We start from the raw sequence: 26,509 nt of genomic DNA, 5'->3' as shown, positions 1-26,509 counted from the left end.
CGCGATCCTTGTGGCTGCGCCTTGTTTGTAGTAGGATGACCGCGCATTTGAGCGCATCGCGCACGGGCGAGGATCGAAATCCTCGTGAAAGGAGGCTATATGAGGGAACATCAAGGTTTCGATGGTCGCCTCATCAGTTGGCGATCCCGCGCGATCACCGGAGGATTGCTCCTGTACGCCACAGTGATGCCCCCTTCACTTTCTCCGAGCGAGTGGGTGGGCGCTCAGTCCCAGCGCGAGACGACGCTTCGCTATACCCTCGCGACGCGCGTGGAGATGGAAGGAATGCGCCTCCCTACGGGTGGTGGCGAGATGCTCGTCCTCGTTCGCGGAAACCGTGAGCGCCGCGAGGATCGCCACCAGCAGCTCGTCACGCTGACGCAATGCGATCTCCAGCGCACCATCTACATCAACGTGCGCGATCGGACGTGCCTCATTCAACCGTTCATCGAGATCGGCGAACGCTCTCGCGAAGAATCCGCCGCTCCGCAACACGCGGCGCGCCGGTCGGGAGTCCCGCGAAGGGGAGGGATCGTCTCAATCCGAGGAGAGATCACTGACACGGGGGAGCGCAAGCAGATGTTCGGCCGTCCGGCTCGACGTCTGCTCGTCCGGCAGGTCCTCGACGCTTCGCCCGACGCCTGCTCGCCGGGGCGATTCGAGATGACCTTGGAGCTGTGGGTCACGGATCTCCCCATTTGGAGTTGCGACGTGCGCCCAATGCCCCCTTCGCATCTTGTGCCAACGGCTCGCCCCGATTGCGTGGATCGCTTTCGCATTGACATGAAAGGGGATGCCTCGCTCCTCAATCACCTCCCTCTCTTCACCAAAGCGACGATGACCGTCCAGGGCCAGACGATGTCCGTGATCGCGGAAGTGACGGACCTCTCGACCACACCATCTGATGCCGCGCTCTTCGAGATGCCGGCCGACTGTCGCCAGATCGCCGATGCGGAGGCGTTTTGGGCGAGCGTCGGGCGACAGACCGCGCTCTCGTTCTCGGAAGCGATGAAAACCGCCCGCTCGGCGGCTGAGCGGGAGACGCGAGCCGTTCCCGCAAAGCGGACGGGCCTTCTGCGCATCGGCGTGCAGCTCACTGATGAGTCCGGCGCTTCACTGGACATCGTCGCCCTTCGCGAGCAGGTGATCGCTGCGCTCGAAAATGGAGGAGGGGGACAGCTTGAGGCGATCGGCTTAGTGGCCGCCGATCCCGCGGCCCTCAAAGCCGAGGCTGAGGCTAAGCACGTGGATTACATCCTCGCGTTGAATCTTCGAGAGGCGAAGCCCGATTGGGGACGAAGGCTCGGCGGACTCCTCGGACGGAGAGCTGGCATCGAGACGAGCGAGAAGACGACCGTGAGGCTCGACTATCGCTGGATCGAGCCAACGAAGATGGAGACGCTCGTGACCCGTTCGCTCGGCCAGGATGTGAAGGGAAAGCCGGAGGAAGCGGCCGCGACCTTTTGCCGCTCGGCAGCGCAGGAAGCGCTCGCCGAGCTGTGGCGACGGGTGAAACGATAGCGATCCCAACCGAGCGACTAGAGGGCGACGTCCTGCGATTCGCGCGTCAGGACCTCGCTCGTCCGGTCCGACCTTGGGCTGCCGTTGTGAATGAGCGCTGCCGTGGGATACCCTTGAGCAGGACAACGGGTGTTGGGTTCGGGGCATCCGTATGGGCGAGAGATCTCAACGGTGGAGGGGACAATGAACGATTGGCTTCGCCTCCTTGGCGTCGGCGCGCTCTGCGTGGGGATTGGGCGAATCTCCTCGCCGCTCGTCATCGCTCAAGACGTGGCGACGACGCGGAGCGATCGGCAGCGCGTCACGCTCACCATTTATGCGAATGACTTGGGCCTCGTCCGTGAAATTCGTCGCGTGCGCTTGCCGCGCGGGATCGCGCGCATTCGCGTTCAAGATGTCGCGAGCACGCTCGATCCGGCGACCGTCTCCGTGACGACGCGCGATGGCGGCGCGGCCTTCGCCGTGTTGGAACAAACCTATGCCTACGATGTCCTCAAGCCCGACCGATTGCTCGAGCGCTCCGTGGGGAGAGAGTTGACGCTCGTTCGTCGCCTCATGGTGAATGGCGCGGAGCAGTTGATTCCGGTCAAGGCTGTGCTCCTCGCTTATCGTGACGGTCAGGCCGTGTGGAAAATCGGCGATGAGATCGTCATCCAACCAGCGATCGCCGAGATCCGATTCCCCTCCCTCCCGGAAGGGCTGACCGTTCAACCGGCGCTTCTCTGGACGGTGAGAAATGAAGCGGGAAGCGAGCGCGAGCTGGAGCTGTCCTATCTGGCCAGCGGTCTCAGTTGGGAAGCGCATTACGTCCTGACGGTGGATGGCGCCGAACGTTCGGCCGACTTGAACGCGTGGGCGACGGTCACCAATCGCAGCGGGGTCGCCTTTCACCAAGCCGAATTGCGGCTGATGGCTGGTGAGATTCAGCGCGTTGGTCCCTCGCGTCCCCGCGAGATCGAGCTCTATGCGCTCGCCCGCGAGGCGCAGGCTCAGGTTCCGGACGTGCAGCGACAAGAGGTCTTCGAATATCACGTCTACGCTTTCGATCGTCCGGTGACCCTCGAACACAACGAGACGAAACAACTGGCGCTGGTGGCAGCGCGCGATGTGGGCCTGAGGAAAGAGTACGTGGTGACCGGGCAGGGATACTATTACCGCCAGCCGGTCGAACCGGGGCAACCCATACGCGAACCCGTGCGCGTGATGCTCAGCTTCCGGAATGCGAAGGAGCACGGTCTCGGCCTTCCGCTTCCGGCCGGGACGGTCCGCATCTACAAGAGAGATCCGCAGGCGGGTCCGCAATTGCTCGGCGAAGATCGTCTGCCCCACACTCCGCGCGAGGAATGGGCGCGGATCACTGTCGGACGCGCATTCGATCTCATCGTCGAGCGTCGGCAAACAGCCTTTCAACGAATCGGTCGCGACGCTTATGAGTCCGAATACGAGCTCCTCGTGCGCAATCGCAAAAATGAGGACGTCACGCTCACGGTCATCGAACCCGTCGGGGGCGATTGGGAGATCCTCCATTCGACCTTCCCTTGGGAGCGAGCGGGAGCCTTCGCGATTCGGTTCGCGGTTCCGGTCGCGCGCGGTGCCGAAGCCCGACTCGTCTACCGCGTGCGCGTGCGATCGTGAGCGGATCGGTCAAGCCGCCAATGGAGCGCTCTCAGAGGTTGAGGCCGCGTCCTCCAGCAGTGGACATCGCGGCGGCAGCGCAGCGAGCTTACGCCGGATGATGTCGCGCGAGTATTTCTCGACGTAGTGCACGATCGTCTCGACGCGAATCTTGATGCTGCCGGCCGGCTTAGTGGCATCCAGATCGCCGAATTTGAAATAGAGCGTGCCCGACGCCTCCACGATCTTTTGGGTCGGCGTGTAGGTCGGTTGATCCATTCCACATTCGTAGCTGGAGAAGCGGATGACGCACGTGATCCATGGACAGCGAGCGGCGACCTTCGCTCCCCATAGGATCTCATTCGTGTTGCTACTGTAGGACGAGGGCCAGACATCCGAGATGTCGAAGGGACTTTTGATCCGTCCGGCGCGAATCTCCTCGCCGAAGAGCCAGTGCATGAGATCCTCGTCGATCGGGAAGTACTGCATCCACAGGATGGGAAATCCGTGGGCTTGTAGCTCGGCTTCGATCTCATGCCCAATGCCCGGATCCATGTGATACGGGCGCGCCAATACCAGAATGCACGGACGGTCGTGACGCGCGCACCAGGTGAGAATCTCCCGGCTCTTCTGCCGCATCCTTTGGTTGAACGTCTCCAGGGCGCGATACCCGGCTTCGACAGCTCGCACTGTCTCCTCTTCACTCAGGTCGAGGACATCCTTGAGGGCGAGGTGAAGTTGCTTGGGGACCTTCTCCGGCTCGCCGAGCGAGACGAACGGCGAGACGTATCGAATCCCATTCTCGGCGAAGACGTCACGCTCTTTGAGAAATCCCGCCTTGATGTTCTCTGGCCCTGCCATCACTCGCGTGCAGGTGAGCGTGTCGAGCACGTGACCGCGCAGAAAAGACGGCAGGGAATAGATCATCGGGCTCAGCAAGATGTCGATCTTCTTCTTCTGGCCGAAGATCAATTCCCCATAGTGTCCGCTCATGCACTTGACCGGGTAGCAGCAATCCACTGTGCCTCGCCCCTTGCCGTACTCGCGATATTGATCCTCAGAGGTGTCGGAGCTGAAGACGATGTTCTCGGGCGAAATCCCCAGGGCCGTCAGAAATCCCACCCAGAATTGATGGGTGCTCCAAATATTGAGGACCTTCGGGATCCCCACGCGCACCTGCGAGCGATCCTTAGGCGGCGACGCGACGGAAGCCTTCTTTCCGAACAAAATCCGCAATGTTGGGATACGCATTTTTCGTCTTCTCCAATTCCGCTTTGATGGCCTTCATCTCATTGACGTCTTCCACGAGTCCCTTCGGGCAGGAATTATTCACGATCACGCGCTCCCATCCTTCGGGAAGGGGGACCTTGCTCCAAGGACGCCCCTTGCCACCCGGTAGTTCGACGTCAATGAAGCTGCGCTGGCAGTTGACGGGGCACCATTTGCAAACCGTATCCGGTGAGGTCGTCGTCTTGTAGGTGAGACGCTCGATGACGTCGAAGCCACGGAAATGAGTGCGCCCGCCGCGCTCCCACCATTCGTGCGCGATGAGCGCTGCGCCGATGGCTCCCGCTTCACCGGAGTACGGATGGACGACGATCTCAGCATCCGGGACCTTCGACTTGATGAAGTCCACCTGTGCTTTGACGACGGCCAGGTTTTTGTGCGTCCCTCCTTGGAGGATGAATTTTCGTCCGACCTGCGCGAGATTATTCAATCCGCCGGCGTAGATCCATACGTTCAACGGGAGAATGGCGCAGAGCCCGGCGAGGATCTCCTCCGCTTGCCAGCCCTTGCGCTGTTGGTTGACGATGTCGCTCTGCAGGAAGACGCCGCAGCCCATCGTCAATTGCGGCATGGCTTGCGCACGAAAGGCATAGTCGGCGATCTGCTCCAGAGGGATGCCGAACCGCTCGGCCACACCTTGAAGGAACGCGCCATTTCCCGAGGAGCATTGCGAGTTGAGTCGGAAGTCCGAGACCGTCCCGTTCTTCAGGATCATGATCTTGACGTCCACCCCGCCCACGTCGCAGATGCAATCGGCATCAGGGAAGAAATAGAGTCCGGCCGTCGCATGCGCGATCGTCTCCACCACCGCGCAATCGGCCCCAATGATCCCTTTGAGCAGATCCTTCCCGTAACCGGTGATACCCACGGCCAGGATCTCTCCGTCTCCGATGGCCGCTCGAATCTGACGAAAGAGCGCCTTGGCATCTTCGATGGGGTTGCCGCGGCTGAGGGCGTAACAGGAGAAGACCAGTTCCTTCTCGGGCGAGAGGCAGACAGCTTTGGCCGTCGTCGAACCGAAATCGCAGCCGAGAACCACGCGCGAGAGATCAGGAGTCGGGCGCTCTCTCCGAATGGAGAGCCGAGGGTCGGAGCGCCCATTGTTCCCATAAGTGATCCGAAACTGCTGCAGCTCGTCTGGCGTCGTCCACAGGCCTTTTCGCCCCTCGCGCCTTTTCTCCTCGTACTGTCCCTCCTCGATCCACCACCGGAGCTTATCCATGCCCTGGTACACGCCGACGTGTTCGGGTTCGCGTCGTGCGATCTCGATGCATCCGAGAGCTGCGTAATAGAGCGCTTCCTTGGGGACGGAGATGAGGGAGGCTGGGTCCCGATCTTCCGGCAGCGGGACCTTACGCTCCTTCCAGATCTTGAGCAAATGGTGGCGCCAGGCTTCCTGCAAACCTTTGAAGAAGAGATTCGGTCCGCCCAGGAGAAGGACCTCCGGCATCGGGGTATTGCCGCGCGTGAGCGTCGCGAGATTCTGATAGACGACGGCCTCGAAGAGAGAGGCGATGATCTCTTCGACGGGAACGCCCGCTTTGAGCAGCGTGTTGGCATCGGCTTCGGCAAAGATGCCGCATTTGCTGCTGATCTTGTGCAGCGGATACCCCTCGTAGCGCATCTCCGACAGTTGCTCGAGCGGGATCTGCAGCTTGCGCGCCGTCTTCTCGATGAAGGTGCCGGTCCCCCCCGAGCACGCGCTCTGCATGAGGACTTGCTTCCCTTTGGAGGAGCCATCGCCCGTGAAGAAGATCGTCTTCATGTCCTCCCCGCCGATCTCGCTGACGAACCGTACGGCCGGATGCAAACGCTCGACGGCGGCCGCCACGGCGACGACTTCCTGCACGACTCGAGCACCCACGAGCGAAGCGATCAAACCGGCTCCGGAGCCGGTGAAGAAGACGCGATCTCGCCCCGGCGTCAGTCCGTGCTCGCGCTCCAGACGGGTGAGGAATTCCAAGACCTTCTCCGCCTGCCGCGTGTTGTGCCGTTCATACGCTTGCGCCAGGATCTCTCCGTCAGGCGATGCCAGAACGTATTTGCACGTCGTGCTGCCGACATCAATGCCGCAGATCATCACCCCTCCTCCTTGCCGACGACTTCTCGTCGCGAAGTCTGCTGGCGCTCATCGCATCTTCCGCGCCAGATGCATGACGTAATTGGCCGCCGTCCCCGCATAGCCGTAGTGCGGGATGCGATAGGTGCTTCGTTGCACCTCCGGGTACCGCTCCTCATAGCGGCGGATCGCCTCCACGGTGAGTCCGGTCTTGGCGAGCGCGTCCTCGAATTCCGCTTGAGCGCGCCGCTTGGCCTCGGTCAGGATCATCTGGCACCGAGAGAGAGCGTGCACCTCGGCGTCCCCCTTGATTTCGATCGGTGCATAGAGCAGATCGGGATAGCGGCCGAGCACGTTGGCCATCGCCCCAATGGACATCGTGTTCGGCATGCAGGAGTAAGGCGACAGCTCGCAAATCATATGCGCCTTCTTATGCCGATAAGCATAGAGGGCTTTCCCCACGAGCATGTGCCCCTCGCCTCCGCGCAGTTCGTAGTGGTAGTAGGGTTTGGCCAGTTGCTTGAGCTCCTCTTGATCGGGCAGTTCGTAGGGGAGATTCCCAAGCGCCCTGCGGAAGCGATTGTAGACGAAGTGATAGATGTGCTCCAAGGCGCGAATGAGCGCGATCTTCTTGCGATTGCGCTCAGCGCCCTTCCACTCTTCGGAAGTGATCGGCGAATGCAGCAGATAGTCGAGCCAAACGGCGATCGGCGGCGGAATGACTTCCGCCCCTTCTTGTTCGAGCCATCGCTTGATGTTGTAGTTGCCGTCACCCTCGTGCGTCTGGAGCCAGAATTCGCCCGTGATCTTCACCTTCGGCTTGACCTGCAGCCGATCTACGCGAATGGTGTCCCACCGCTTCCGCACTTCGCGCAGAGCATCGGTGAAGTAGTCGGTCAGGACATGCCACGCGAAGACCTTCAACTTTCCTCCCTGCAGTTTCTCTTGAGGCCGACGTCGGAAGACATCGTACAGGTACTCGATGCTTTCGCGCATGACGCGATCTGTCTCTCCGGGGACAACCTCATAGGGACGCGTCATGTACTCGAGATCGGTCAGCACATCAGCACAGAGGATCGCCCAGATGAGCCCTAAGCTCAGCGGGAGATTGATCTCCAATCCCCCACCGTGCGTCGCCCCTTGGTCGAGCTGATTCTGGGCGAGGAGGAAGAGGCGGAAATCTCGAAGTCCCAGCCCATCGAGCGCCATCGTGTACGATTCATGGTACTGCCCGAACCGGCAGGGGCCGCATGCTCCGGCCGTCAGAAAGACATAGCGCTTGACGACCTCATCGCGACCCAGCGCGGCCACCTCCGACTTGAGGAAATTCACCAAATTCCCCGTGGTGAAGATCGTCGGACAACACGCCCCGACATCAATCAATTCCTTCCCCGCATCCAAATCCGCCCGCGTGATATTCGGAAGCGGTTGGGCCCGATAGCCCAGGTTATGCATCACGCCCTGAATCAGTCGCTCATGCTTCCAGGTCAATCCCCCGAAGAGAATTGTCACTGTCGCCCGTTCCTCTCGCGTGAAGGGGCGAGGCCGATAGGCCGTATAATGGTTGATCCTCTGGATCGTCTCCATAGGCATACCTCCCATTTGTTGCGACACCCACTAGACTGACATGTCAGTCTAGTGAGGAGGTAAAAAAATTCACAACGTGGCCGAACGGGCGAAAACGCCGCGCAGCCCGAAGTTGAAGAGTTCCTCAACGACGGCCTCAAGCGGCGGAAGATCCTCGCGATGAGTCGTCAGTTGATCGGCCACCTCCTTCATCGTCCCCAAGATGCAGGACGCAACGATGCGCGTCTGACAAGGACGCACAAGACCCATGCGGATCCCATGCTCCAACGACCGCTCGATGAGCGAAAGGACACGCTCGTAGAAGGCTTGCAGCATCGCAGAGGAACGTTCATCCAAGCCCGCTGCGTGATGGAGGAGAATCTTCGTCAACTCGGGATCGTGGACGAGAAACTCCAGGACCCGACCGATGTTCGCCTTGACTTGCGCGAGCGGATCGGGCGCACCCGGACTGAGATCAATAGGCCGAATCCGCTGGCGCAACTCCTTGAGGACCTCATCCAAGAGGCTGTCAAAAATGTCGCGTTTGCTCGTGAAATAGAGATAAAACGTCCCCCGCGCGATGCCTGCACTCTCGATGATGTCCGAGACGCTCGCGTTGTGATACCCTTTCTGCGAGAAGACTTGTTTGGCGAAGAAAAGGATCTGATTCCGCCGTGCCTCCTTCAGCTCTTTGTGAACGACCACCCCGCCTACTCCTCCCTATGAAGATCTCCGCGAAGAGGAAGAATTCTTATCACATGGGGATCGCCTCTGTCAAGTTGAGTTTGGCAACACGGACCAATGGCTTCGAGGGAGTGCGGGGACGACAGATCACTCAATTTCGAGCCTCGGACGAAGGTACAATCCCGGTTTCGCCCAGAAGGCCCTCGGTTCGGCTTCAGTGGATGGGACACAGCAGAGCCCGAGCGTGAGCGCGCTCGTCACTTGCTGTAACGATAGGTGATCCGTCCTCGTGTCAGATCATATGGGGAGAGCTCCACGCGCACGCGATCCCCGGGCAGGACGCGAATGTAGTTCTTTCGCATCTTCCCAGAGAGGTGCGCCAGCACTTCATGGCCATCGCCATCGAGCTTCACGCGGAAGGTCGCATTGGGCAGCGCCTCAACGACCGTTCCATCCACCGGAATCATGTCCTCTTTGCTAATAGGCGTTCACCTCCTTCGTTCAGCGATCGTGTTCGATGTATGTGAACGAGACGTCGCCTTCGTCTTCCGACTCCGAAGCCGAAGCGCGCGCGCGCAGCCATGCGCTGTAATTGAGCGGCACCAGCGCGAACTTCTCCGTCACCTGCGAGACCAAGCGCTCGCCCAGCTCCATCCGCAGGTATTCCAAGAATCGTTGCATCTCTCGCTGCATGGCATCCATTTTGTCCCGCATGTTGAGGATGATCTCCACTCCGGCCAGATTCACCCCCAACTCGCGCGTGAGCGTCAGGATGAATTCCAATCGCTCAAGGTCTTTCTCGGAATAGTAGCGCGTGTTCCCCTTCGAGCGGGAAGGTTTCAAGAGCCCGTGCCTTTCGTAAAGCCGCAGCGTCTGCGGGTGAATTCCATAGGCCTCAGACACCGCGCTGATCGTGTAGCCTTTCTCTTTCCGCTTCTTCACCCCATTGGCTCTCTCCCATGCGCGCGATTCGGAAGACGAGACACATCCTCGTTTCCGGAGGAGAATGCTAATATATGAGTCTAGCTTTGTCAAGTTTTCGCCGGTCCGCTCCGTCCTGAAGGTGGGGAATCGTTAGGAGATTCGTTCGGGAGAGAGACTTGACAATCTCAGACTCATATTTTATTATAGAGTTCGGCTAAAAGCTTGCCGTTCGGCTTTTAGCCGCATCGAGGACGTTTGAACGTGAGCTGTTCATTGCAGTATAATCTCCTGGCGCGAGGGAGAGGGCTCACGATGGGCCCTTGGAGACTTCACGACCAGGAGGGAGGAACAATGGCGACAAGGGTGAAGTTGGCTGAGGAAGCCCTCTCGAAGTTCGAGAGTCGCTACCTGATTTGCTCGGTGGTGGCCAAGCGCGCCAAACAGCTGGTGAAGCATCCGGAGAGCCAGGGGTTGGCGTGGGCCATTACTCAGGCATTGAAGGAGTTAGACGAAGGGAAGATCCCCTTCGAGCAACCGGAGTTGGAGGGACCTCAGGCGCGTCGTGGCCGACGTGGCCGAGCTTCTCGCTGAGGGGGCCGACAGCCGAATTTTGCTGAGGAGGGAGGGACCATGGCGAAGGCCGTAGGCATTGACTTAGGGACGACGAATTCTGTGATTGCCGTCATGGAAGGGGGAAAACCGACGGTTATCATCAATAGTGAGGGGAGTCGTTTGACCCCTTCGGTCGTCGCGTTCACGAAGACGGGAGAGCGGCTCGTCGGGCAGTTGGCCAAGCGACAGGCGATCTTGAATCCGGAGAACACCATCTATTCGGTCAAGCGGTTCATGGGGCGGCGCTATTCGGAGGTGACGAGTGAGATCCGCAACGTCCCGTACAAGGTCGTGGCCGGGCCCAATGACGCGGTGCGGTTCGACATTATGGGGAAGCTCTACTCGCCGGAGGAGATCTCGGCCATGATCCTGCGCAAGCTCGTGGAGGATGCGTCGCGCTATCTCGGTGAGAAGATCACCGATGCCGTGATCACTGTTCCCGCGTACTTCAACGACGCGCAGCGGACGGCCACGCGCGATGCTGGAAAGATCGCCGGATTGAACGTCCTGCGGATCATCAATGAGCCAACGGCGGCGGCTCTCGCCTACGGATTGGACAAGAAGAAGAACGAGACCATCTTGGTCTTCGATCTCGGAGGAGGGACCTTCGACGTCTCCATCTTGGAGGTTGGCGATGGGGTCTTCGAGGTGAAGGCGACGAGCGGTGACACGCATCTGGGAGGGGACGATTTCGACAAGCGGATCGTGGACTGGCTGGCTGAGGAGTTCAAGCGAGAGTATGGGATTGACTTGCGCAAGGATCGTCAAGCGCTGCAGCGGTTGACCGAAGCGGCTGAGAAAGCGAAGATCGAGCTTTCGAGCGTCATGGAGACGATCATCAGTCTCCCCTTCATCACGGCCGATGCCACGGGGCCGAAGCATTTGGAGATGAAGCTGACGCGCTCGAAGTTCGAGCAATTGACGGCGGATTTGGTCGAACGTTGCATCGGGCCAGTCCGGCAAGCGCTCGCGGATGCGAAGATGACCGAACGGGATATTGACGAGGTCATCCTCGTTGGAGGAGCGACGCGCATTCCGGCTGTGCAGCAACTGGTACGGCGGTTGCTCGGGAAGGAACCGAATCAGTCCGTGAATCCGGACGAAGTGGTAGCGATCGGGGCGGCTATTCAGGCGGGGGTACTAGCGGGCGAGGTCAAGGAGGTGCTGCTGTTGGATGTCGTTCCGCTCTCACTGGGAGTGGAGACGCTCGGGGGCGTGATGACGAAGATCATCGAGCGGAACACGACCATTCCCGTGCGGCGGACGGAGATCTTCACAACGGCTGAGGACAATCAGACGGCCGTGGACATTCACATCCTGCAGGGCGAGCGGGAGATGGCGCGTGATAACCGCACGCTCGGGCGGTTCCGCTTGGAGGGCATCGTACCAGCGCCGCGTGGCGTCCCACAGATCGAGGTGACGTTCGATATTGATGCCAACGGCATCCTGCATGTGAGCGCGCGGGATAAGGCGACTGGGCGGGAGGCCAAGATCACGATCACCGGCTCGACGCAACTCTCCAAGGAGGAGATCGAGCGGATGATCCGCGAAGCGGAGATGTATGCGGAGGAGGATCGGCGGCGGCGCGAGCTGGTCGAAGCCCGCAATCAGGCTGATAGCCTCGCTTATCAGGTCGAGCGCACCTTGCGCGATCTGGGGGACAAGGTATCAGCTCCGGAGCGCGCGCGCGCTGAGCATTTGATCCAGGAGATCCGTCAGGCAATCAAGGAGGAGGCCGGGATCGAGCGAATTCGTCAGCTCACATCCGAGTTGCAGCAGATCGCGCATCAGATCGCGGCCCTTGCATATGGGCATGCGACCTCGGCCGGAGCGGGGACGTCGAGCCGATCCGATGGTGGATCCGATGATGTGATTGATGCGGAGTTCAAACCCAGCCATTGAGGCCCACGTGAGCGATCGCGTGGAGCTTAGCGGAGGTGAGGACATTCTATGCCACGTCGGAAGAAAACGCAGTCGGAGGAGCTGGCACTCCCTGTGCGGGAGGAGCCGGCTCCCACTTACGAAGAACCGGTCGAACCCTACGATGACGTCCTCGAAGAGGATTACTACGAAGACGATTTCGCCGTAGAGGAGGAACCTCTGGACGTCGTCGAAGAGGAAGAGGAGGAAGTGGAAGAAGCGCCGGTCTCAGAGGCGATATCCGAGCCTGAGGAGGAGGTCGTTGAACCGGCTGCTCCTCGATATGAGACGCGCCAAGAGATGCTGGCGCGGCTCATGCGTCGGCTACTGGCAGCCCGCGAGCGCGTGCGGGCGACGCTGGAGCGCGTGCGCGACATCAACGCGCAGCTGCGTGATGCCGGGCCCCGTCCTCCCGAGCGCCTCAAGGAACAGTATCAACGGGCGATCTCGGAATTGAGCGCGGCGCGGCGGGAGGAGAACTTGGCCCGAGCAGAGCTGATTCAGGCCCTCAATTGGCGAGGGTGAACGGGCGCGGCGCGTGTCGAGTTCGCGCGGGCCGGAGGACGTTACAGGGTCTGAGCCGATCCACATGTGGGATAGGGTATGGCGGTCAAGTACAAAGACTACTACGAGATCCTGGGTGTCCCTCGAACGGCCACGCAGGAGGAGATCAAGGCGGCCTTCCGCCGCCTGGCCCGAAAGTATCACCCAGATTTGAATCCGGGGGATAAGCAGGCGGAGGAGAAGTTCAAGGAAATCAACGAGGCTTACGAGGTCCTGGGGGATCCCAAGAAGCGTGAACTCTACGATCGGCTGGGACCGAATTGGAAAGCGGGTGCGGATTTCACCCCACCACCAGACTGGGAGAAGATTCGGATTGATTTCGGCGATTTCGACTTCTTCACGGGAGGGCCGGGGAGCTTCAGCGAGTTCTTCGAGACGCTCTTTGGAGGACTGCGCGGTCGAGCGGCGTCGCGCCGCTCGGCGGCGGGCACGCGCGTCGGTTGGGGGATTCGTGGGAAGGACATTGAGTCCGAGCTGACGCTCACGCTCGAGGAGGCCCATCGTGGGACGACGCGCCGGGTCACGCTCCCTAGTGGGCGCACGGTTGAGGTGAAGATCCCCGCCGGTGTGCGCGAGGGCTCAGTCATTCGGCTCGCGGGGCAGGGCGAACCCGGTCTGGGCGGTCCTTCGGGCGATCTCTATTTGAAGATTCGGCTGCAGAAACATCCGATCTTTACGGTCTCTGGCGACGATGTTTACGTGGAGGTCCCGATCACGCCGTGGGAGGCCGTGCTGGGAGGGAAGATTCGAGTCCCGACGTTGGACGGCACAGTAGAAGTGACGCTCCCGCCGGGTTCGCAGAGCGGACAGAAGCTTCGGCTGCGCGGTCAAGGCTTGAACCGTCGGCGTGGTGGGCGGGGCGATCAGTACGTGCAGCTTCGGATTGTCGTCCCCACGAATCCGACGCCGGCCGAACGCCGCTTGTTCGAGCAACTGGCGCGCGAGTCGAGTTTCAACCCACGGCAGTAGGCATCGTGCGGGACCTCATTGAGGGGAGCTTCCGAGGAGATCACGGATTGGGGGAGGACCTATGGATTTCAATCGCTTGACGGAGAAAGTGCAAGAGGCAGTGCGCGCGGCGCAAAGCCTCGCGGCGCGCTACAGTCATCAACAGATTGATGTCGAACACTTGCTGCTGGCGCTTCTGCAGCAAGAGGGCGGTTTGGCCTCGGCGATCTTGGAGAAGGCGGGGGTGGATCCGAAGCTCGTCCGCGCCCGTTTGGAGCAAGAGCTGGCGCGCTGGCCGAAGGTGAGCGGACCGGCGGCCGGTCCCGATTATGTCTACATCACCGGGCGGCTCAATCGCCTGTTCGCGATGGCCGAGGATGAAGCGGCGCGGCTGAAGGACGAATACGTGAGCGTCGAGCATATCTTGCTCGCGATCCTGGAGGAAGGGCGTGGGGGTGCCGCCGGACGCATTCTGTTGGATCTTGGTGTGGATCGGGATCGTCTGATGAAGGCCTTGCAACAGATTCGCGGCACGCAGCGGGTGACGAGCCCGACGCCCGAGGCGACCTATCAAGCCCTCGAACGCTATGGACGCGATCTGACTAAGCTCGCCGCTCAAGGGAAGCTCGATCCCGTCATTGGGCGAGACGACGAGATCCGGCGGGTGATTCAAGTGCTCTCGCGTCGGACCAAGAATAACCCCGTCCTGATCGGTGAGCCGGGCGTCGGGAAGACGGCCATCGTCGAGGGATTGGCGCAGCGCATTGTGCGGGGGGATGTTCCCGAGGGCTTGAAGAACAAGCGCGTCATCCAATTGGACATGGGGGCGCTCATCGCCGGGGCGAAATATCGCGGCGAATTCGAAGAACGGTTGAAGGCCGTGCTCCGCGAGGTGCAAGAGTCGCAGGGAGAGATCATCCTCTTCATTGACGAGCTGCACACGGTCGTGGGCGCCGGTCGAGCAGAAGGGGCGACCATGGATGCCAGCAATCTGCTCAAGCCAATGCTCGCGCGCGGCGAACTGCGCTGCATCGGTGCGACGACCCTGGACGAATATCGCAAGTATATCGAGAAGGATGCCGCGCTCGAGCGTCGCTTCCAACCGATCCTGGTCGGCGAGCCTTCGGTCGAGGACACGATCTCGATCCTGCGGGGCTTGAAGGAGCGCTATGAAGTCCATCATGGCGTGCGCATCAAGGATGCGGCGCTTGTGGCAGCGGCGATGCTCAGCCATCGCTATATCTCGGATCGCTTCTTACCGGACAAGGCGATTGACCTTGTGGACGAGGCAGCGGCGCGGCTTCGGACCGAGATCGACTCGATGCCTTCGGAGTTGGATGAAATCCTGCGGCGGATCATGCAACTGGAGATCGAGCGCGAGGGACTGAAGCGGGAGACCGATTCGGCCTCGCGCGAGCGATTGCGCAAGATCGAGGAGGAGCTGGCCGAGCTGCGCGTGCATGCGGATCGGCTTCGCGCGCAGTGGGAGGAGGAGAAGCAGATCCTCGCTCGTTTGCGCGAGTTGCGCGAGCAGATCGAGCAGACGAAGATCCTCATCGACCAGGCCGAGCGCGCCTATGATCTGAATCGCGCGGCTGAGTTGCGCTACGGGCGTTTGGTCGAGTTGGAGAAGCAGGTGCGCGAGCAAGAGGCACAGCTTGCGGAGCTGGCGGCGCGGCATGGTGGAGTGCGCTTGCTCAAGGAGGAGGTGGATGAGGAGGACATCGCCGAAGTCGTGAGCCGTTGGACGGGAATTCCCGTGAGTCGCCTCTTGGAGGGAGAGATTCAGAAGCTGCTGCGCCTAGAGGAGGAGTTGCATCGCCGGGTCGTGGGACAGGATGAGGCAGTTCGCGCTGTGGCCGAGGCTGTGCGTCGGGCGCGCGCCGGATTGAAAGATCCGAATCGTCCAATTGGCAGCTTCATCTTCCTCGGCCCGACTGGCGTCGGCAAAACGGAGCTGGCTCGCGCCTTAGCCGAGTGTCTCTTCGATGATGAGCGCGCCCTAGTGCGGATTGATATGTCCGAGTACATGGAGAAGCATTCGGTCGCTCGGTTGATCGGGGCGCCACCGGGCTACGTCGGATATGAAGAGGGAGGGCAGCTCACCGAAGCTGTGCGCCGTCGGCCGTATTCGGTCATCCTCTTCGACGAGCTGGAGAAAGCGCATTGGGACGTCTTCAACATCCTCCTGCAGATCCTCGATGATGGACGGCTGACCGATAGTCACGGTCGGACGGTGGACTTCAAGAACACGATCATCATCATGACGTCCAACATCGGGAGCCATTTGATCCTCGAGCATCGTGGCGGGGCCGGCGAGAGCTACGAGCGGATGAAGGAGGCGGTGCTCGCCGAATTGCGGCGGACGTTCCGTCCTGAATTCTTGAATCGCGTGGACGAGATCGTCGTCTTCCATGCATTGACGGAGGAGCATCTGAAGCGCATCGTCGAGATCCAGCTCGAGCGGTTGCGGCATCGATTGCGAGATCGCCGGATCGAGTTGGAGCTGACCGAGCGGGCGAAGGCGCGTCTGGCTGAGTGGGGATATGATCCCGTCTTCGGGGCGCGGCCCCTCAAGCGGGTGATCCAACGGGAAGTGGAGACGCCGCTGGCGAAATTGATCTTGCAGGGGGAAGTGCGAGATAATTCCCTCGTGCTCGTGGATGAAGACGGAGGCCGGCTCACCTTCTCGGTTCAGCCGAAGGAGGTGTCAGTGGCCGGATGAGCGCTTGGAGGGAGGGAGAGGACATGAACGCGCTCAGGACGAAACTCGGTACCCTCTTCGGAACGCGCTCGGGGAAGATCGCCGGAGCACTTGCGCTCATGCTCATCGGCGTTTTGATGGGGTCGGCGATCACGGCGCGCACGGAGTGGTCGCCATTCTCTGGTCGGACTGAAACGCATGTTCCCGTGTATTTGGCCACGGGGACGCCCGTGGGCGGGAACATCTCGCTGTTGGAGGGCTTGGCGCCAATTGTGCGGGCGGCGCGGGAATGGGTCGTGACGATCGAGACGAAGATCCCGGATCGCGCGGGATGGGACATCTTCGATGATCCGTTCTTTCGCTGGTTCTTCGGCCGCCCACAGATCCCACGGCGGGAGCAATATCGTCGAGGGCTCGGCTCGGGCGTGATCGTCAGTCCCGATGGGTACATCCTGACGAATCATCACGTCGTGGAGAACGCTAGCGAACTGGACGTAATGCTCTTCGATGGCCGTCGCTTCCGCGGGCGCGTCGTCGGAGCCGATCCGAAGACTGATCTGGCCGTCGTGAAGATTGAGGCGACGAAACTGCCGGCGGCCATCTTCGGCGATTCCTCCCGCGTGCAAGCTGGTGACTTCGTCATCGCGATCGGCAGCCCGTTCGATCTTCGATTGCAGCATACGGTGACCTTCGGGATCGTGAGCGCGACCGGACGAGGGAGCCTCGGCATCGCCGATTATGGCGATTTCATCCAGACCGATGCGGCGATCAACCCCGGCAATTCGGGTGGGCCGCTGGTGAATATGCGGGGAGAATTGATCGGCATCAATACGGCGATCTTCACGCGAGGCGCGCCGGCCAATGCAGGGGTCGGCTTCGCCATTCCGATCAACATGGCGCGTGAGGTCATGGACCGCATTCTGAAATACGGGCGCGTCGTGCGCGGCTACTTGGGCGTGAACATTCAGACGCTGGATGAAGCGATGGCCGAAGTTTATGGTGTGAAAGGGCGTCGTGGGGCGATCGTGCTCGAAGTCGTTCCCGACAGCCCGGCTGATCGCGCAGGTCTTCGACGCGATGACATCATCATCGAGTACAACGGACAGAAGATCACCGAGAGCGAGCAGTTGCGAAACCTGGTGGCGATGACGGCTCCCGGAACGCGCGCGACGCTCAAGGTCCTGCGCGAGGGGCGCGAGCAAGTGCTCACGGTCGAAGTGGGCGAGCTGAAGGAAGAGCGAGCGAGCGCGCGATTTGGAGAGGGCGTCGAACGTGGAGCGACCTTGAGTGGCCTCGAGGTTCATGAGCTGACGCCGGCGCTGCAACGGCAATATGATCTGCCGCGCCAGATCACGGGCGTTCTCATCATCGGGGTCGCCGAGGGAAGCCCGGCGGCGGAAGCGGGCTTGATGCCGGGCGATGTGATCCAAGAGATCAATCGCCAACCGATTCGCACCGTCGCCGACTTCCGTCGCATGGCGGCCGAGATTGGACGGCGCCGAGCCGTGTTGCGCGTCTACAGTCAGCGCCAAGGCGGAAGCGTCCTCATCGTTCTCGAACCGCGTGGGTGAAGCAACTCATCGAGCGGAGAGGGGGCGATGTTTTACGTCTTACGGCGAGCTAATGGCGAGATCTTCACGCTCCAAAGGGGCGGCGTCTCCTACGTCGCCGTCTGGGCCGATGAACGAGCGGTGCGGCGGAGCAAGAGCGCGAATCCAGACCTGATGGTCTATGTGCCGGCCCCCGCAGACGAACGCTTGCTCCGGCGGTGGTTCGGCGATCGTCCGATGCGCTTCTTCCTCGTAGAGGACAGAGATCCGGATTTGAGAACGGGGCGCGAGATCTCGCCGGAAGAAGTCTTCGGCCAAGCGGTGCTTCCGAAGGCGGCATAAGGCGCACTCTCCCTTCGGAAGGAGAGGCGTGGGGGCGGAGGTCCCTGCCCTGAGAGGAGAGAATATGGACAAACTCACGAGGCAAAGGTGGATCTTCAGCGGCCTCTATCTCCTCTTCGTGCTGGGGGTGTTGTTCTCCATCCAGCAGTATGCGCGAGTGAGGCCGCAACCGATCGCTTATAGCGAGCTGCTCGACGCCGTCCGCAATGGCAAGGTGGCCGAGGTGTGGATCAGTGAGAGCGAGATTCGCGCGCGCCTCTCTGAAGGCGAGAAACTCGTGGCTGCCACGCGCGTGCCGGGAATTGAGGACACGGCTCTGCTCGAAGAGCTTGAGGAGCGTCGCGTGAAGTTCTCCGGTGTGATCGAACGCGCCTCTTGGTGGGAGCAATTCTTCCTCTATTGGATCTTGCCGCTTGTGATCCTCGTCGCTCTGTGGGGCTACGGGATGCGTCGGTTGGCGCAAGGCGGGAGCGGCGTGCTCACTTTCGGGCGCAGCAAGGCGAAGATCTACGACACGAGCAGCGAGAATCGAGTGACCTTCGCCGACGTGGCGGGCGTGGACGAAGCGAAGGCCGAGCTGATGGAGATCGTGGATTTCTTGAGGCATCCGGCCCGGTATCAGCGGTTGGGCGGGCGCATTCCGAAAGGGGTGTTGCTCATCGGGCCGCCGGGAACGGGCAAGACGCTTCTGGCGCGCGCCGTGGCCGGGGAAGCTGGTGTTCCATTCTTCGCCATCTCGGGTTCGGAGTTCGTGGAGATGTTCGTGGGAGTGGGCGCGGCTCGCGTGCGCGATCTCTTCGAGCAAGCGAAGCGGCGTGCTCCCTGCATCGTCTTCATTGACGAGCTGGATGCCATCGGGAAGATGCGGTCCGTCGGCGGTGGACTCGTTGGCGCTCATGATGAGCGCGAGCAGACCCTCAATCAACTGCTCGTCGAGATGGATGGATTCGATTCGTCCAAAGGCGTGATCATCATGGCGGCGACCAATCGGCCGGAGATCCTGGATCCGGCGTTGCTGCGCGCTGGGCGCTTCGATCGGCGGATCGTCATTGATAAGCCCGATGTGAAAGGGCGCGAAGAGATCCTTCGCGTGCACGTTCGAAAGATCCGCCTGGCGCCGGATGTGGATCTGCGGATCATCGCCGCGCGGACTCCCGGTATGGTTGGCGCCGATTTGGCCAACATCGTGAACGAGGCGGCGCTTTTGGCGGCGCGTCGGGGAGCGGAGGCCGTCGAGATGCAGGATTTCGAGAACGCCATTGATCGCATCCTGCTCGGCTTGGAGAAGAAGGGACGGGTCATGTCCCCGGAAGAGAAGGAGCGGGTGGCGTATCACGAGGTCGGGCATGCGCTCTGCGCACTCTCGGTCCCACATGCTGATCCCGTGCATAAGGTCACGATTATTCCGCGCACGATCGGCGCTCTTGGCGCGACGCTGCAATTACCGACAGAGGATCGGTATTTGCTGACGAAGCCGCAATTGGAGGATCGCTTGGTCGTGCTGTTGGGAGGACGTGCCGCCGAAGAGTTGAGCTTCGGCAATGTCTCCACGGGGGCGCATAACGATCTGGAACAAGCGACCGAGATCGCGCGGCAGATGGTCATGCGTTTCGGCATGAGCGAGCGTTTGGGGCCGCTGACCTATGGACGTCCTTGGACTTCGCAGTTCCTTCAAGGCTCAGTCCCCTTGGGCGAGGAGCGAAATTTCAGCGAACAGACGGCGCGCCTGATTGACGAGGAAGTGCAGCGGGTGGTGACCGAAGCTTATGAGCGCGCGCGGGCGATCTTGCGCCAGAAGCAGGCGGCGCTCCATCATGTGGCGCGAGAGCTGATCAAACGTGAGACTTTGGATCGCGAGGAGTTGGAACAGTTGGTGCGCGAGAGCATGACCGCCGCCGCGCACGTGCCGACTGAATGAGGGTCTATTCGGAGCGAGGCCGATTGAGCGTTTCCGACTCATTGTCTCGTTCCGGGAAGAGAAAGCGAGGTGGGCGATGTCGGCCGTTGTCTTCGCTGGAGTTTCTCCGCATCCGCCGATCATCGTCCCGGAGATCGGTGGGCCACATTTGAAGGACGTGGAGGCGACGGTGCGCGGTGTCCAAGAGATGATGCGTCGTCTGGTCGCCGCGCGGCCAGATGTCGTCGCCATCATCAGCCCGCATGCGCCGCTCGATCCCCGAAGCTTCAGCGCGTACAGCGGACCTCGACTGCGCGGCAGCTTCTGGGAGTTCGGCGCGCCGCATGTCGAATTCGACGTCCCCAATCACATTGTTTTGCTCTCGCGTCTGGCCGCTGTCGCCCATGAGCGCGGCCTGCCGATGTGGCTCGTTCCAGCGGGACGGCGGTTGGATCATGGGACGATGGTCCCGCTGTACTATCTCCTTCAAGCGGGATGGCGCTCGAGCGTGCTGGTCGTCGGGCTGTCGCTGCGGCCGTTTGAGGATCATATCCGCTTCGGCGAATGCTTAGCGGAAGCCGCCGCCCAACTGGGCGTACGTTTGGCTATCTGCGCCAGCGGCGATATGAGTCACCGCTTGAAACCAGGAGCGCCAGCGGGGTATCACCCGGAGGCGCATCGCTACGATGAGGCGATTGTCGAAGCGATCCGCGCGGGCGATTTCGAGCGCATCTTGCGCCTGGATCCCGATCTGCGGGAGGAAGCGGGTGAGGACATCTATCGCTCGCTGCTGATCGCCTATGGAGCTTTGGGACGCGCGTTGCATCGTCCGGAAGTCTTCTCCTATGAAGGCCCCTTTGGCGTCGGATACATGGCGGCCGTGCTCGCCGATTACTCCGATCGCGTCTCGGAGGCCGAAGAGTTGCCAGAGAGCATCGGCGAGTCCGATCTACCGGCGCTCGCGCGACGAGCCGTTCACGCGTATGTGACAGAGGGGCGCATTCTCGATCCGCCATCACAGCTTCGTGGAGGCGCAGCCGAGCGCGCGGGCGTCTTCGTCAGCATCAAAACGCGTCAGGGCCAGTTACGCGGGTGCATCGGGACCATTGAACCCACTTATGAGAACGTGGCGCGCGAGGTCATTCATAACGCCATCGCTGCCGCCACGCACGATCCGCGCTTTGATCCGGTGCGCGCGGACGAACTCGAAGAGTTGGTCTTCTCGGTGGATATTCTCTCTCCGCCGGAACCAGTCGCCGATGCGCGCGATCTCGATCCGAAGCGATACGGCGTCATCGTGGAGACCGAGGATGGGCGACGTGGATTGCTATTGCCGGATCTGCCGGGGATCGAGACTGTCGAACGGCAGCTTCACTACGCGCGCGTGAAAGCCGGCATCCGTCCGGACGAGTCGTTTCGAATCTACCGCTTCACCGTTCGGCGGATTCGGGAGCACGGGCGCGCGGCGGCGGAAGCCGAAGCGTGAGCGAGCAATTCTCATTCGGAGGAGCGCTATGGTCTCATACGCGGATATCGAGATGTTGAAAGCCTACGCGCCGCAAGGCGATGGGTGGGTCTTGAGCGTGTATCTGGATGTGGATCAGTCGAAGGCGAGCAATTTGAAGCGCGGGTTTGAGACGGTGTTGCAAAACCTCCTGCGGGAGGTGGAGCAAGGAGTGGATGAGCGCGCGCGCGAAGAGTTCGCGGCGAACCGAGCGCGCGTGCTCCGGTTCATACAGAGCTATGAGCCGAAGAAGAAGGGCCTCATCATCTTCTCCGATGCACGGCATGAGTTTTGGTGGGATCGCGAATTGCCCGTTCTCTTGCCGAACGCCGCTCGCTTCGAGCGAGTCCCCTATCTCCGACCGCTCATCGAAGTCCTGGACGAACATGAGCGGTACGGCGTCGTCCTTATTGACAAGGAGAAGGCACGCCTGTTCACCGTGCACGTGGGCGAGATCGAGGAGCACGCCGCGGTCTTCGACGACGTGCCGCGCCGCACGGTGACGACGAGCATGGATCGGCTCTGGTCGCAGAAGAATCTCCAGCGACATCACGATATGCACGTGCATTGGCATGCGGCCCATGTGGCGGAGCGATTGCGCGAGTTGGTCGAGCGCTACCATTTCGATCGGCTCGTCATCGGAGGCACAGTGGAAGCGGTGGGCGAACTGATGCGCGTGTTGCCCAAGCGCCTGCACGAGCGCGTGGCGGGCACGCTTTCGGTCCCCGTGACGGCCTCGGCATCGGACGTTCTTGCTGAGGTCCTCCGCATCGAGGAGCAGGTCGAGCGGCAAGCGGAGCATCAGTTGGTGGAGTCTCTGCTGACGGCGGCCGGCAAAGGCGATCGAGCCGTCGTCGGTCCGACGGCGACGTTGGAAGCGCTCCACGAAGGGCGCGTCTGGCGGCTCATCTACGTTGGCAACCATGCCCTCGTGGGCTCGGTATGCACACAGTGCAGCGCGCTCTTTTGGGAGCCGCAGCGCGAGACTTGCTGGTATTGCGGTGGGAGGTTGGACGTAGCGCCAGATTTCTTGAACCGCGTCTTGGAACGCGCGCTCGCCTTGGGCGGGAGCGTGGAAGAAATCCGGGGCCCGGCGGCGGAGAAGTTGAAGGCGGCCGGGGGATTGGGGGCGTTCCTGCGCTATTGATGCTGTGAGGAGGAGCGATGAGCGAGGAGACGGTAGACGTCCTGGCCGTGGGTGCTCATCCCGATGACGTCGAATTGGCGATGGGAGGGACGCTGCTCAAGTTGGCGTCCTTGGGCTATCGCACGGGGATCATTGATATGACGCGAGGGGAAGCCGGAACGCGCGGGACGCCTGAGGAACGAGCGCGCGAGGCCGCCGAGGCGGCGCGTATCTTGCGCGTCGCTGTGCGCGAGACGCTCGGACTTCCCGATACCCGCGTCCTCTGCACGGACGAAGCGCGACGCGCCTTTGTCCGCGTGCTTCGACGGCTTCGACCGAAGGTCGTCTTCACCCACTATTGGGAGGATCCGCATCCGGATCACGCGCACACGAGCCGAATCGTGCGCGAGGCCGCTTTCCTCGCGGGACTGCCCAAGTATGACCCTGAGACCGGACAGGCGCGCCATCGGCCGAACGCGGTCGCGTATTTCCTCTTCCCGCGCACTCTTCCGCCGAGCTTCGTCGTGGACATCACAGCGTTCGCCGAGGAGAAGCTGCGGGCGATTCGCGCGCATCGTTCGCAGCTCCATGATCCCTCGCGTCCGGAACCGCAGACGCGCATCAGTGCCGAAGGATTCCTGCGACGCGTGGAGGCGCGGCAGCGCTACTATGGGGCCCTCATTGAGGTCGAGCATGGAGAGGCCTTCTTCGTTCGCGAGGTCTTGCACGTGGAGGATCCCGTGGCTTTGCTCACGCGTTCGATGAACCTCTATGCCTATCTTCTGTGAGGAGCCGAGATCGTATGAGCGGAGAATATTGCGTGGGGATGATCACGACCTCTTCTCGCGAAGAGGCTCAGCGGATTGCCGAAGCCCTCGTTCACGAGCGATTGGCCGCGTGCGTCACGATCGTCCCTGAGGTCGAATCCGTGTATTGGTGGGAAGGGCGGATCGTTCGGGATCGGGAGGTTCTGCTGCTCGTGAAGACCATGCGAGCGAAGTGGCCGAGGCTCATGGCAGTGGTGAAGGAGCGACATAGCTATCAAGTCCCAGAGATCATCGCCCTCCCCATCGTGGAAGGATCTGAGGCTTACCTAGAGTGGCTGGCACAATCCCTCAACGCATCTTGATCTGCGCAGGAAGATTTGTTACCTTAGCGCGTGTCTTCTGCGAGAGGGGAAGCTATGAACATGGATGCGCACAATCCGATCGAAGGAGCACCATTGCCGAGGAAGAAGACGCTGACGAAGGCGGATCTCATCGAGGAGGTCGCTCGTGCGGCTGAACTCGCGCGAAAGGATTCCCAGGTCATCGTCGAGACGGTCTTGGAGAGCTTGGTCAGCGCGCTGAAGCGGGGCGAGGGGATCGAGTTGCGCGGCTTCGGTTCCTTCCGCTTTCGCGAGCGGGGTCCTCGGCGCGGGCGAAATCCGAAGACGGGCGAGGTGGTGGATGTCCCTCCTAAGCGCATGCCATATTTCAAGCCGGGGAAGGAGCTGAAGGAGTTGATCAATCAATAGGCATGGATTTTCTCTGGAGTCCATGGCGATTCCGCTACGTCTCGACGGCCGAGGAGCAGACGCGTTGCGTCTTTTGCGAAGCGCCTCGGTTGAGCGATGAGAAGGCTTTGATCTTGTATCGCGGGCGGGAGAACTTCATCCTCTTGAACCTCTATCCGTATACGACCGGCCATTTGATGATCGCGCCCTATGCACATCTGGCGTCCTTCGCGGAAGCGCCCAAGAGCCTCACCGACGAGATGACCGATCTGGCCAAGTATTGCTGCCGGATCCTGACGGAGGTCTACCGCCCGCATGGGTTGAACCTTGGAATGAATCTGGGGCGAGCGGCCGGAGCGGGCATCGCCGATCATTTCCATCTGCATGTGCTCCCGCGGTGGTTCGGCGATACGAATTTCACGACCGTCATCGCTGAGACCCGCGTCCTGCCCGAGGATTTGGCGACGACCTACCGAAAGCTGCGACGACATTTCGAGGACGTCCCGCTTCGCTGAGCCTCCGTTCGTCCCATGGGGAGGAGTCGAGGGGGTATGGGTGCCGCTTTTGCGATCCTCATCACCTTGGTCTTCGTCGTCGAAGGGCGGGCGTATCAAGAAGGACAAGGACGACCAGCGCCCGGCCTTGGTGCCGCCATGCATCAGATTCGCGGGCGCGTCTATCTCCCCACAGGCGCGCCTGCCGAAGAACGCTTCCGCGTGACGCTGCGCACGTTCGGGCATAGCGTCGTGAACGAGACGTTCACGGATTCCCTGGGGAATTTCGAGTTCCGAGGCGTGCCCAATGGGACCTATGAGATCGTCGTGTGGGAGACGGACCGATACGCGACTGAAATCGAGCGCATCGAGGTCTTCGGCCGGGCCGCACGCGTCTTCACGCAGAACATCTTCTTGCGCGAGAAAGAGCGCGCGGCTTCCGAACGAACGCCCGCTGGAACGGTCTCCTTGGCGCGCTTGAGCGAAGCGATTCCGAAAGAGGCGCGAAAGGAATACGAGAGAGGAGCTAAGGAGTCGCGAAAGGGGAATCCCCAGAAAGCGATCGTGCATTTCCAACGGGCGCTCGCCCTTTATCCTCGATACGTTCAAGCGCTCAATGATCTCGGCGTCCAGTATCTCCGTCTGAACGATCTCGCCCAAGCCCGCGCGGCGTTTCAACAGGCAATCGAAGTGGATCCTCAGGCCCCACATCCGTATGTGAATCTCGGATTCCTGCACCTGCTTCAGAAGGAATACGAAGAGGCGCTCGCGCACCTGCAGCGAGCCGTGACGCTCGATCCGGCCAATTGGTCCGCGCGCATGCTGTGTGGGATCGCCTTCATGCAGACGGGCGATCTGGAGCGTGCGGAGAGCGAGTTGCAGAAGGCGCTCTCGCTCGGCTTCCCGCCAGCGGCCTCGATCGTGCGCTTGCATTTGGCGAATCTCTTCCTGCGGCGCGGAGAGTACGTGCGCGCGTTGGAGCAGTCGGAGAAATATCTCGAAGAGGTCCCGAATGCAACAAATGCTGCCGAGGTTCGTGAGCGGGTGAAGAGGTTGCGGGAGCTGGTGCGCGCGCAGAACCGTCAGCCGTGAGCGCGGGCTAGGAGAGATGCTTGCGGCGGCGGGAAGTCTCCGCCTGCTGGCGAAGGATCCGACGGATGCGCTCGCGCACCTCAGAGATGAAGGGATCGTCCGGAGCAAGACGCTGTAATTGGTTGAGGTAGTAGAGCGCGTTCTCGTTCTCGGGCGCGACATAATCTCCTCGTCGAAGAGCTTCCTCCACTAAGAGCTTGAGCTGGCGAATGCGTTCCTGTCGATCGCCGGGAGCTTCCGAAGAGATCATCGGCTCAAGCGAAAAATCGTAGTTCGCCTCCGGCTCCGAAGGATCGGCGAAGATCTCGCGCTCGATCGGCTTATACCCTTCTTTCTGCAGGACAATGCGGTGGGTGCCCGCCGTGAGTTCGACCACCAAGGGCGTATGGCCGACCCACCGACCGTCAATGAAAACGGTCGCCTTCGGCGGATCGGTCGCGATGTTCACCAAGCCCGAGGCGCGCTCACGCGTCAGCAGGAGAATAGCCGTCACAGTGAGGAACGTCGCCAGCAGCGCGATCACCATCGCGCGCCCGTGCCTTCGCCATGTCAGCCCTCGCTCGCCCATAGCGCCTCGCCGAGCATGGAAAATATTATCGAAATCGC

24 protein-coding genes are annotated in these 26,509 nt (G+C 61.3%); 17 read left to right on the top strand and 7 right to left on the bottom strand.

Annotated features, from left to right (window positions below):
- Positions 1-99: 99 nt before the first annotated feature.
- Both NZ746_10890 and NZ746_10885 read left to right on the top strand, forming a co-directional pair.
- Positions 100-1,521, top strand: a complete 1,422-nt coding sequence (locus NZ746_10890) for a hypothetical protein (protein ID MCS6817869.1) — start codon at positions 100-102, stop codon at positions 1,519-1,521.
- Positions 1,522-1,704: 183 nt separating this feature from the next.
- The gene (locus tag NZ746_10885) at positions 1,705-3,156 is read left to right on the top strand and encodes a DUF4139 domain-containing protein (GenBank protein ID MCS6817868.1); all 1,452 of its coding nucleotides are present in this window, start codon (positions 1,705-1,707) and stop codon (positions 3,154-3,156) included.
- A gap of 9 nt (positions 3,157-3,165) precedes the next feature.
- On the opposite strand, the gene NZ746_10880 is transcribed toward NZ746_10885, so the two are convergent.
- From NZ746_10880 to NZ746_10855, 6 genes are all read right to left on the bottom strand, one after another.
- Entirely contained in the window at positions 3,166-4,311 is a 1,146-nt protein-coding gene (locus NZ746_10880) for an acyl-CoA dehydratase activase-related protein (protein MCS6817867.1), read from the bottom strand.
- 13 nt (positions 4,312-4,324) lie between these two features.
- Entirely contained in the window at positions 4,325-6,502 is a 2,178-nt protein-coding gene (locus tag NZ746_10875) for an acyl-CoA dehydratase activase (protein MCS6817866.1), read from the bottom strand.
- Positions 6,503-6,550: 48 nt separating this feature from the next.
- Positions 6,551-8,068, bottom strand: coding sequence for a hypothetical protein (locus NZ746_10870; GenBank protein MCS6817865.1), 1,518 nt, complete (start codon positions 8,066-8,068; stop codon positions 6,551-6,553).
- Between the two features lie 69 nt (positions 8,069-8,137).
- Positions 8,138-8,752 (bottom strand): TetR/AcrR family transcriptional regulator, encoded by a 615-nt coding sequence (locus tag NZ746_10865; GenBank protein MCS6817864.1) that lies wholly within the window; start codon positions 8,750-8,752, stop codon positions 8,138-8,140.
- Between the two features lie 236 nt (positions 8,753-8,988).
- On the bottom strand, positions 8,989-9,213 hold the full coding sequence (gene infA, locus NZ746_10860) for a translation initiation factor IF-1 (GenBank protein MCS6817863.1): 225 nt from the start codon (positions 9,211-9,213) through the stop codon (positions 8,989-8,991).
- Between the two features lie 19 nt (positions 9,214-9,232).
- Entirely contained in the window at positions 9,233-9,673 is a 441-nt protein-coding gene (locus NZ746_10855; GenBank protein ID MCS6817862.1) for a helix-turn-helix transcriptional regulator, read from the bottom strand.
- A 333-nt stretch (positions 9,674-10,006) separates the two neighbouring features.
- Between NZ746_10855 and NZ746_10850 the strand changes: the two genes are divergently transcribed.
- The 15 genes from NZ746_10850 (at position 10,007) to NZ746_10780 (ending at position 25,903) form a co-directional block, all read left to right on the top strand.
- The gene (locus tag NZ746_10850; protein MCS6817861.1) at positions 10,007-10,246 is read left to right on the top strand and encodes a DNA-directed RNA polymerase subunit omega; all 240 of its coding nucleotides are present in this window, start codon (positions 10,007-10,009) and stop codon (positions 10,244-10,246) included.
- A gap of 39 nt (positions 10,247-10,285) precedes the next feature.
- Positions 10,286-12,169 (top strand): molecular chaperone DnaK, encoded by a 1,884-nt coding sequence (gene dnaK, locus NZ746_10845; protein MCS6817860.1) that lies wholly within the window; start codon positions 10,286-10,288, stop codon positions 12,167-12,169.
- 48 nt (positions 12,170-12,217) lie between these two features.
- Positions 12,218-12,712: a hypothetical protein gene (locus NZ746_10840; GenBank protein MCS6817859.1), complete on the top strand. Its 495-nt coding sequence runs from the start codon at positions 12,218-12,220 to the stop codon at positions 12,710-12,712.
- A gap of 78 nt (positions 12,713-12,790) precedes the next feature.
- Positions 12,791-13,720: a J domain-containing protein gene (locus tag NZ746_10835; GenBank protein ID MCS6817858.1), complete on the top strand. Its 930-nt coding sequence runs from the start codon at positions 12,791-12,793 to the stop codon at positions 13,718-13,720.
- Positions 13,721-13,781: 61 nt separating this feature from the next.
- On the top strand, positions 13,782-16,424 hold the full coding sequence (gene clpB / locus NZ746_10830; protein MCS6817857.1) for an ATP-dependent chaperone ClpB: 2,643 nt from the start codon (positions 13,782-13,784) through the stop codon (positions 16,422-16,424).
- A gap of 23 nt (positions 16,425-16,447) precedes the next feature.
- A complete protein-coding gene (locus NZ746_10825) occupies positions 16,448-17,974 on the top strand; it encodes a DegQ family serine endoprotease (GenBank protein ID MCS6817856.1) in 1,527 nt (508 codons plus the stop codon).
- 27 nt (positions 17,975-18,001) lie between these two features.
- Entirely contained in the window at positions 18,002-18,295 is a 294-nt protein-coding gene (locus NZ746_10820) for a hypothetical protein (GenBank protein MCS6817855.1), read from the top strand.
- 64 nt (positions 18,296-18,359) lie between these two features.
- Positions 18,360-20,213, top strand: a complete 1,854-nt coding sequence (gene ftsH / locus NZ746_10815; GenBank protein MCS6817854.1) for an ATP-dependent zinc metalloprotease FtsH — start codon at positions 18,360-18,362, stop codon at positions 20,211-20,213.
- A 76-nt stretch (positions 20,214-20,289) separates the two neighbouring features.
- Positions 20,290-21,678: an AmmeMemoRadiSam system protein A gene (gene amrA, locus NZ746_10810; GenBank protein MCS6817853.1), complete on the top strand. Its 1,389-nt coding sequence runs from the start codon at positions 20,290-20,292 to the stop codon at positions 21,676-21,678.
- Positions 21,679-21,706: 28 nt separating this feature from the next.
- A complete protein-coding gene (locus NZ746_10805; GenBank protein ID MCS6817852.1) occupies positions 21,707-22,843 on the top strand; it encodes a hypothetical protein in 1,137 nt (378 codons plus the stop codon).
- A 17-nt stretch (positions 22,844-22,860) separates the two neighbouring features.
- Positions 22,861-23,610 carry a bacillithiol biosynthesis deacetylase BshB1 gene (bshB1, locus tag NZ746_10800; GenBank protein ID MCS6817851.1) on the top strand — a complete coding sequence of 250 codons (750 nt, stop codon included), beginning with the start codon at positions 22,861-22,863 and terminating at the stop codon, positions 23,608-23,610.
- Between the two features lie 14 nt (positions 23,611-23,624).
- Complete coding sequence (locus NZ746_10795; GenBank protein MCS6817850.1) at positions 23,625-23,951, top strand: divalent-cation tolerance protein CutA; 327 nt, start codon at positions 23,625-23,627, stop codon at positions 23,949-23,951.
- Positions 23,952-24,005: 54 nt separating this feature from the next.
- The gene (locus NZ746_10790; protein MCS6817849.1) at positions 24,006-24,338 is read left to right on the top strand and encodes an HU family DNA-binding protein; all 333 of its coding nucleotides are present in this window, start codon (positions 24,006-24,008) and stop codon (positions 24,336-24,338) included.
- Between the two features lie 2 nt (positions 24,339-24,340).
- Complete coding sequence (locus tag NZ746_10785; protein ID MCS6817848.1) at positions 24,341-24,832, top strand: HIT domain-containing protein; 492 nt, start codon at positions 24,341-24,343, stop codon at positions 24,830-24,832.
- A 36-nt stretch (positions 24,833-24,868) separates the two neighbouring features.
- The gene (locus NZ746_10780; GenBank protein MCS6817847.1) at positions 24,869-25,903 is read left to right on the top strand and encodes a tetratricopeptide repeat protein; all 1,035 of its coding nucleotides are present in this window, start codon (positions 24,869-24,871) and stop codon (positions 25,901-25,903) included.
- Positions 25,904-25,910: 7 nt separating this feature from the next.
- Here NZ746_10780 and NZ746_10775 read toward each other — a convergent pair whose 3' ends face one another.
- Positions 25,911-26,471 carry a PEGA domain-containing protein gene (locus NZ746_10775; GenBank protein ID MCS6817846.1) on the bottom strand — a complete coding sequence of 187 codons (561 nt, stop codon included), beginning with the start codon at positions 26,469-26,471 and terminating at the stop codon, positions 25,911-25,913.
- Positions 26,472-26,509 lie beyond the last annotated feature (38 nt).

It is taken from the genome of Blastocatellia bacterium (assembly GCA_025055075.1).
GTDB lineage: Bacteria > Acidobacteriota > Blastocatellia > HR10 > HR10 > HR10.
This window is presented reverse-complemented; position numbering and strand designations above follow the sequence as displayed.

Excerpts from the sequence above, each read along its gene's own strand:
- NZ746_10890 (MCS6817869.1), top strand. The coding sequence starts at position 100 with ATGAGGGAACATCAAGGTTTCGATGGTCGCCTCATCAGTTGGCGATCC.
- NZ746_10885 (MCS6817868.1), top strand. The coding sequence starts at position 1,705 with ATGAACGATTGGCTTCGCCTCCTTGGCGTCGGCGCGCTCTGCGTGGGG.
- NZ746_10875 (MCS6817866.1), bottom strand. The coding sequence starts at position 6,502 with ATGATCTGCGGCATTGATGTCGGCAGCACGACGTGCAAATACGTTCTG.
- NZ746_10870 (MCS6817865.1), bottom strand. The coding sequence starts at position 8,068 with ATGGAGACGATCCAGAGGATCAACCATTATACGGCCTATCGGCCTCGC.
- NZ746_10850 (MCS6817861.1), top strand. The coding sequence starts at position 10,007 with ATGGCGACAAGGGTGAAGTTGGCTGAGGAAGCCCTCTCGAAGTTCGAG.
- dnaK (MCS6817860.1), top strand. The coding sequence starts at position 10,286 with ATGGCGAAGGCCGTAGGCATTGACTTAGGGACGACGAATTCTGTGATT.
- NZ746_10840 (MCS6817859.1), top strand. The coding sequence starts at position 12,218 with ATGCCACGTCGGAAGAAAACGCAGTCGGAGGAGCTGGCACTCCCTGTG.
- NZ746_10835 (MCS6817858.1), top strand. The coding sequence starts at position 12,791 with ATGGCGGTCAAGTACAAAGACTACTACGAGATCCTGGGTGTCCCTCGA.
- clpB (MCS6817857.1), top strand. The coding sequence starts at position 13,782 with ATGGATTTCAATCGCTTGACGGAGAAAGTGCAAGAGGCAGTGCGCGCG.
- NZ746_10825 (MCS6817856.1), top strand. The coding sequence starts at position 16,448 with ATGAACGCGCTCAGGACGAAACTCGGTACCCTCTTCGGAACGCGCTCG.
- NZ746_10820 (MCS6817855.1), top strand. The coding sequence starts at position 18,002 with ATGTTTTACGTCTTACGGCGAGCTAATGGCGAGATCTTCACGCTCCAA.
- ftsH (MCS6817854.1), top strand. The coding sequence starts at position 18,360 with ATGGACAAACTCACGAGGCAAAGGTGGATCTTCAGCGGCCTCTATCTC.
- amrA (MCS6817853.1), top strand. The coding sequence starts at position 20,290 with ATGTCGGCCGTTGTCTTCGCTGGAGTTTCTCCGCATCCGCCGATCATC.
- NZ746_10805 (MCS6817852.1), top strand. The coding sequence starts at position 21,707 with ATGGTCTCATACGCGGATATCGAGATGTTGAAAGCCTACGCGCCGCAA.
- bshB1 (MCS6817851.1), top strand. The coding sequence starts at position 22,861 with ATGAGCGAGGAGACGGTAGACGTCCTGGCCGTGGGTGCTCATCCCGAT.
- NZ746_10795 (MCS6817850.1), top strand. The coding sequence starts at position 23,625 with ATGAGCGGAGAATATTGCGTGGGGATGATCACGACCTCTTCTCGCGAA.
- NZ746_10790 (MCS6817849.1), top strand. The coding sequence starts at position 24,006 with ATGAACATGGATGCGCACAATCCGATCGAAGGAGCACCATTGCCGAGG.
- NZ746_10785 (MCS6817848.1), top strand. The coding sequence starts at position 24,341 with ATGGATTTTCTCTGGAGTCCATGGCGATTCCGCTACGTCTCGACGGCC.
- NZ746_10780 (MCS6817847.1), top strand. The coding sequence starts at position 24,869 with ATGGGTGCCGCTTTTGCGATCCTCATCACCTTGGTCTTCGTCGTCGAA.
- NZ746_10775 (MCS6817846.1), bottom strand. The coding sequence starts at position 26,471 with ATGGGCGAGCGAGGGCTGACATGGCGAAGGCACGGGCGCGCGATGGTG.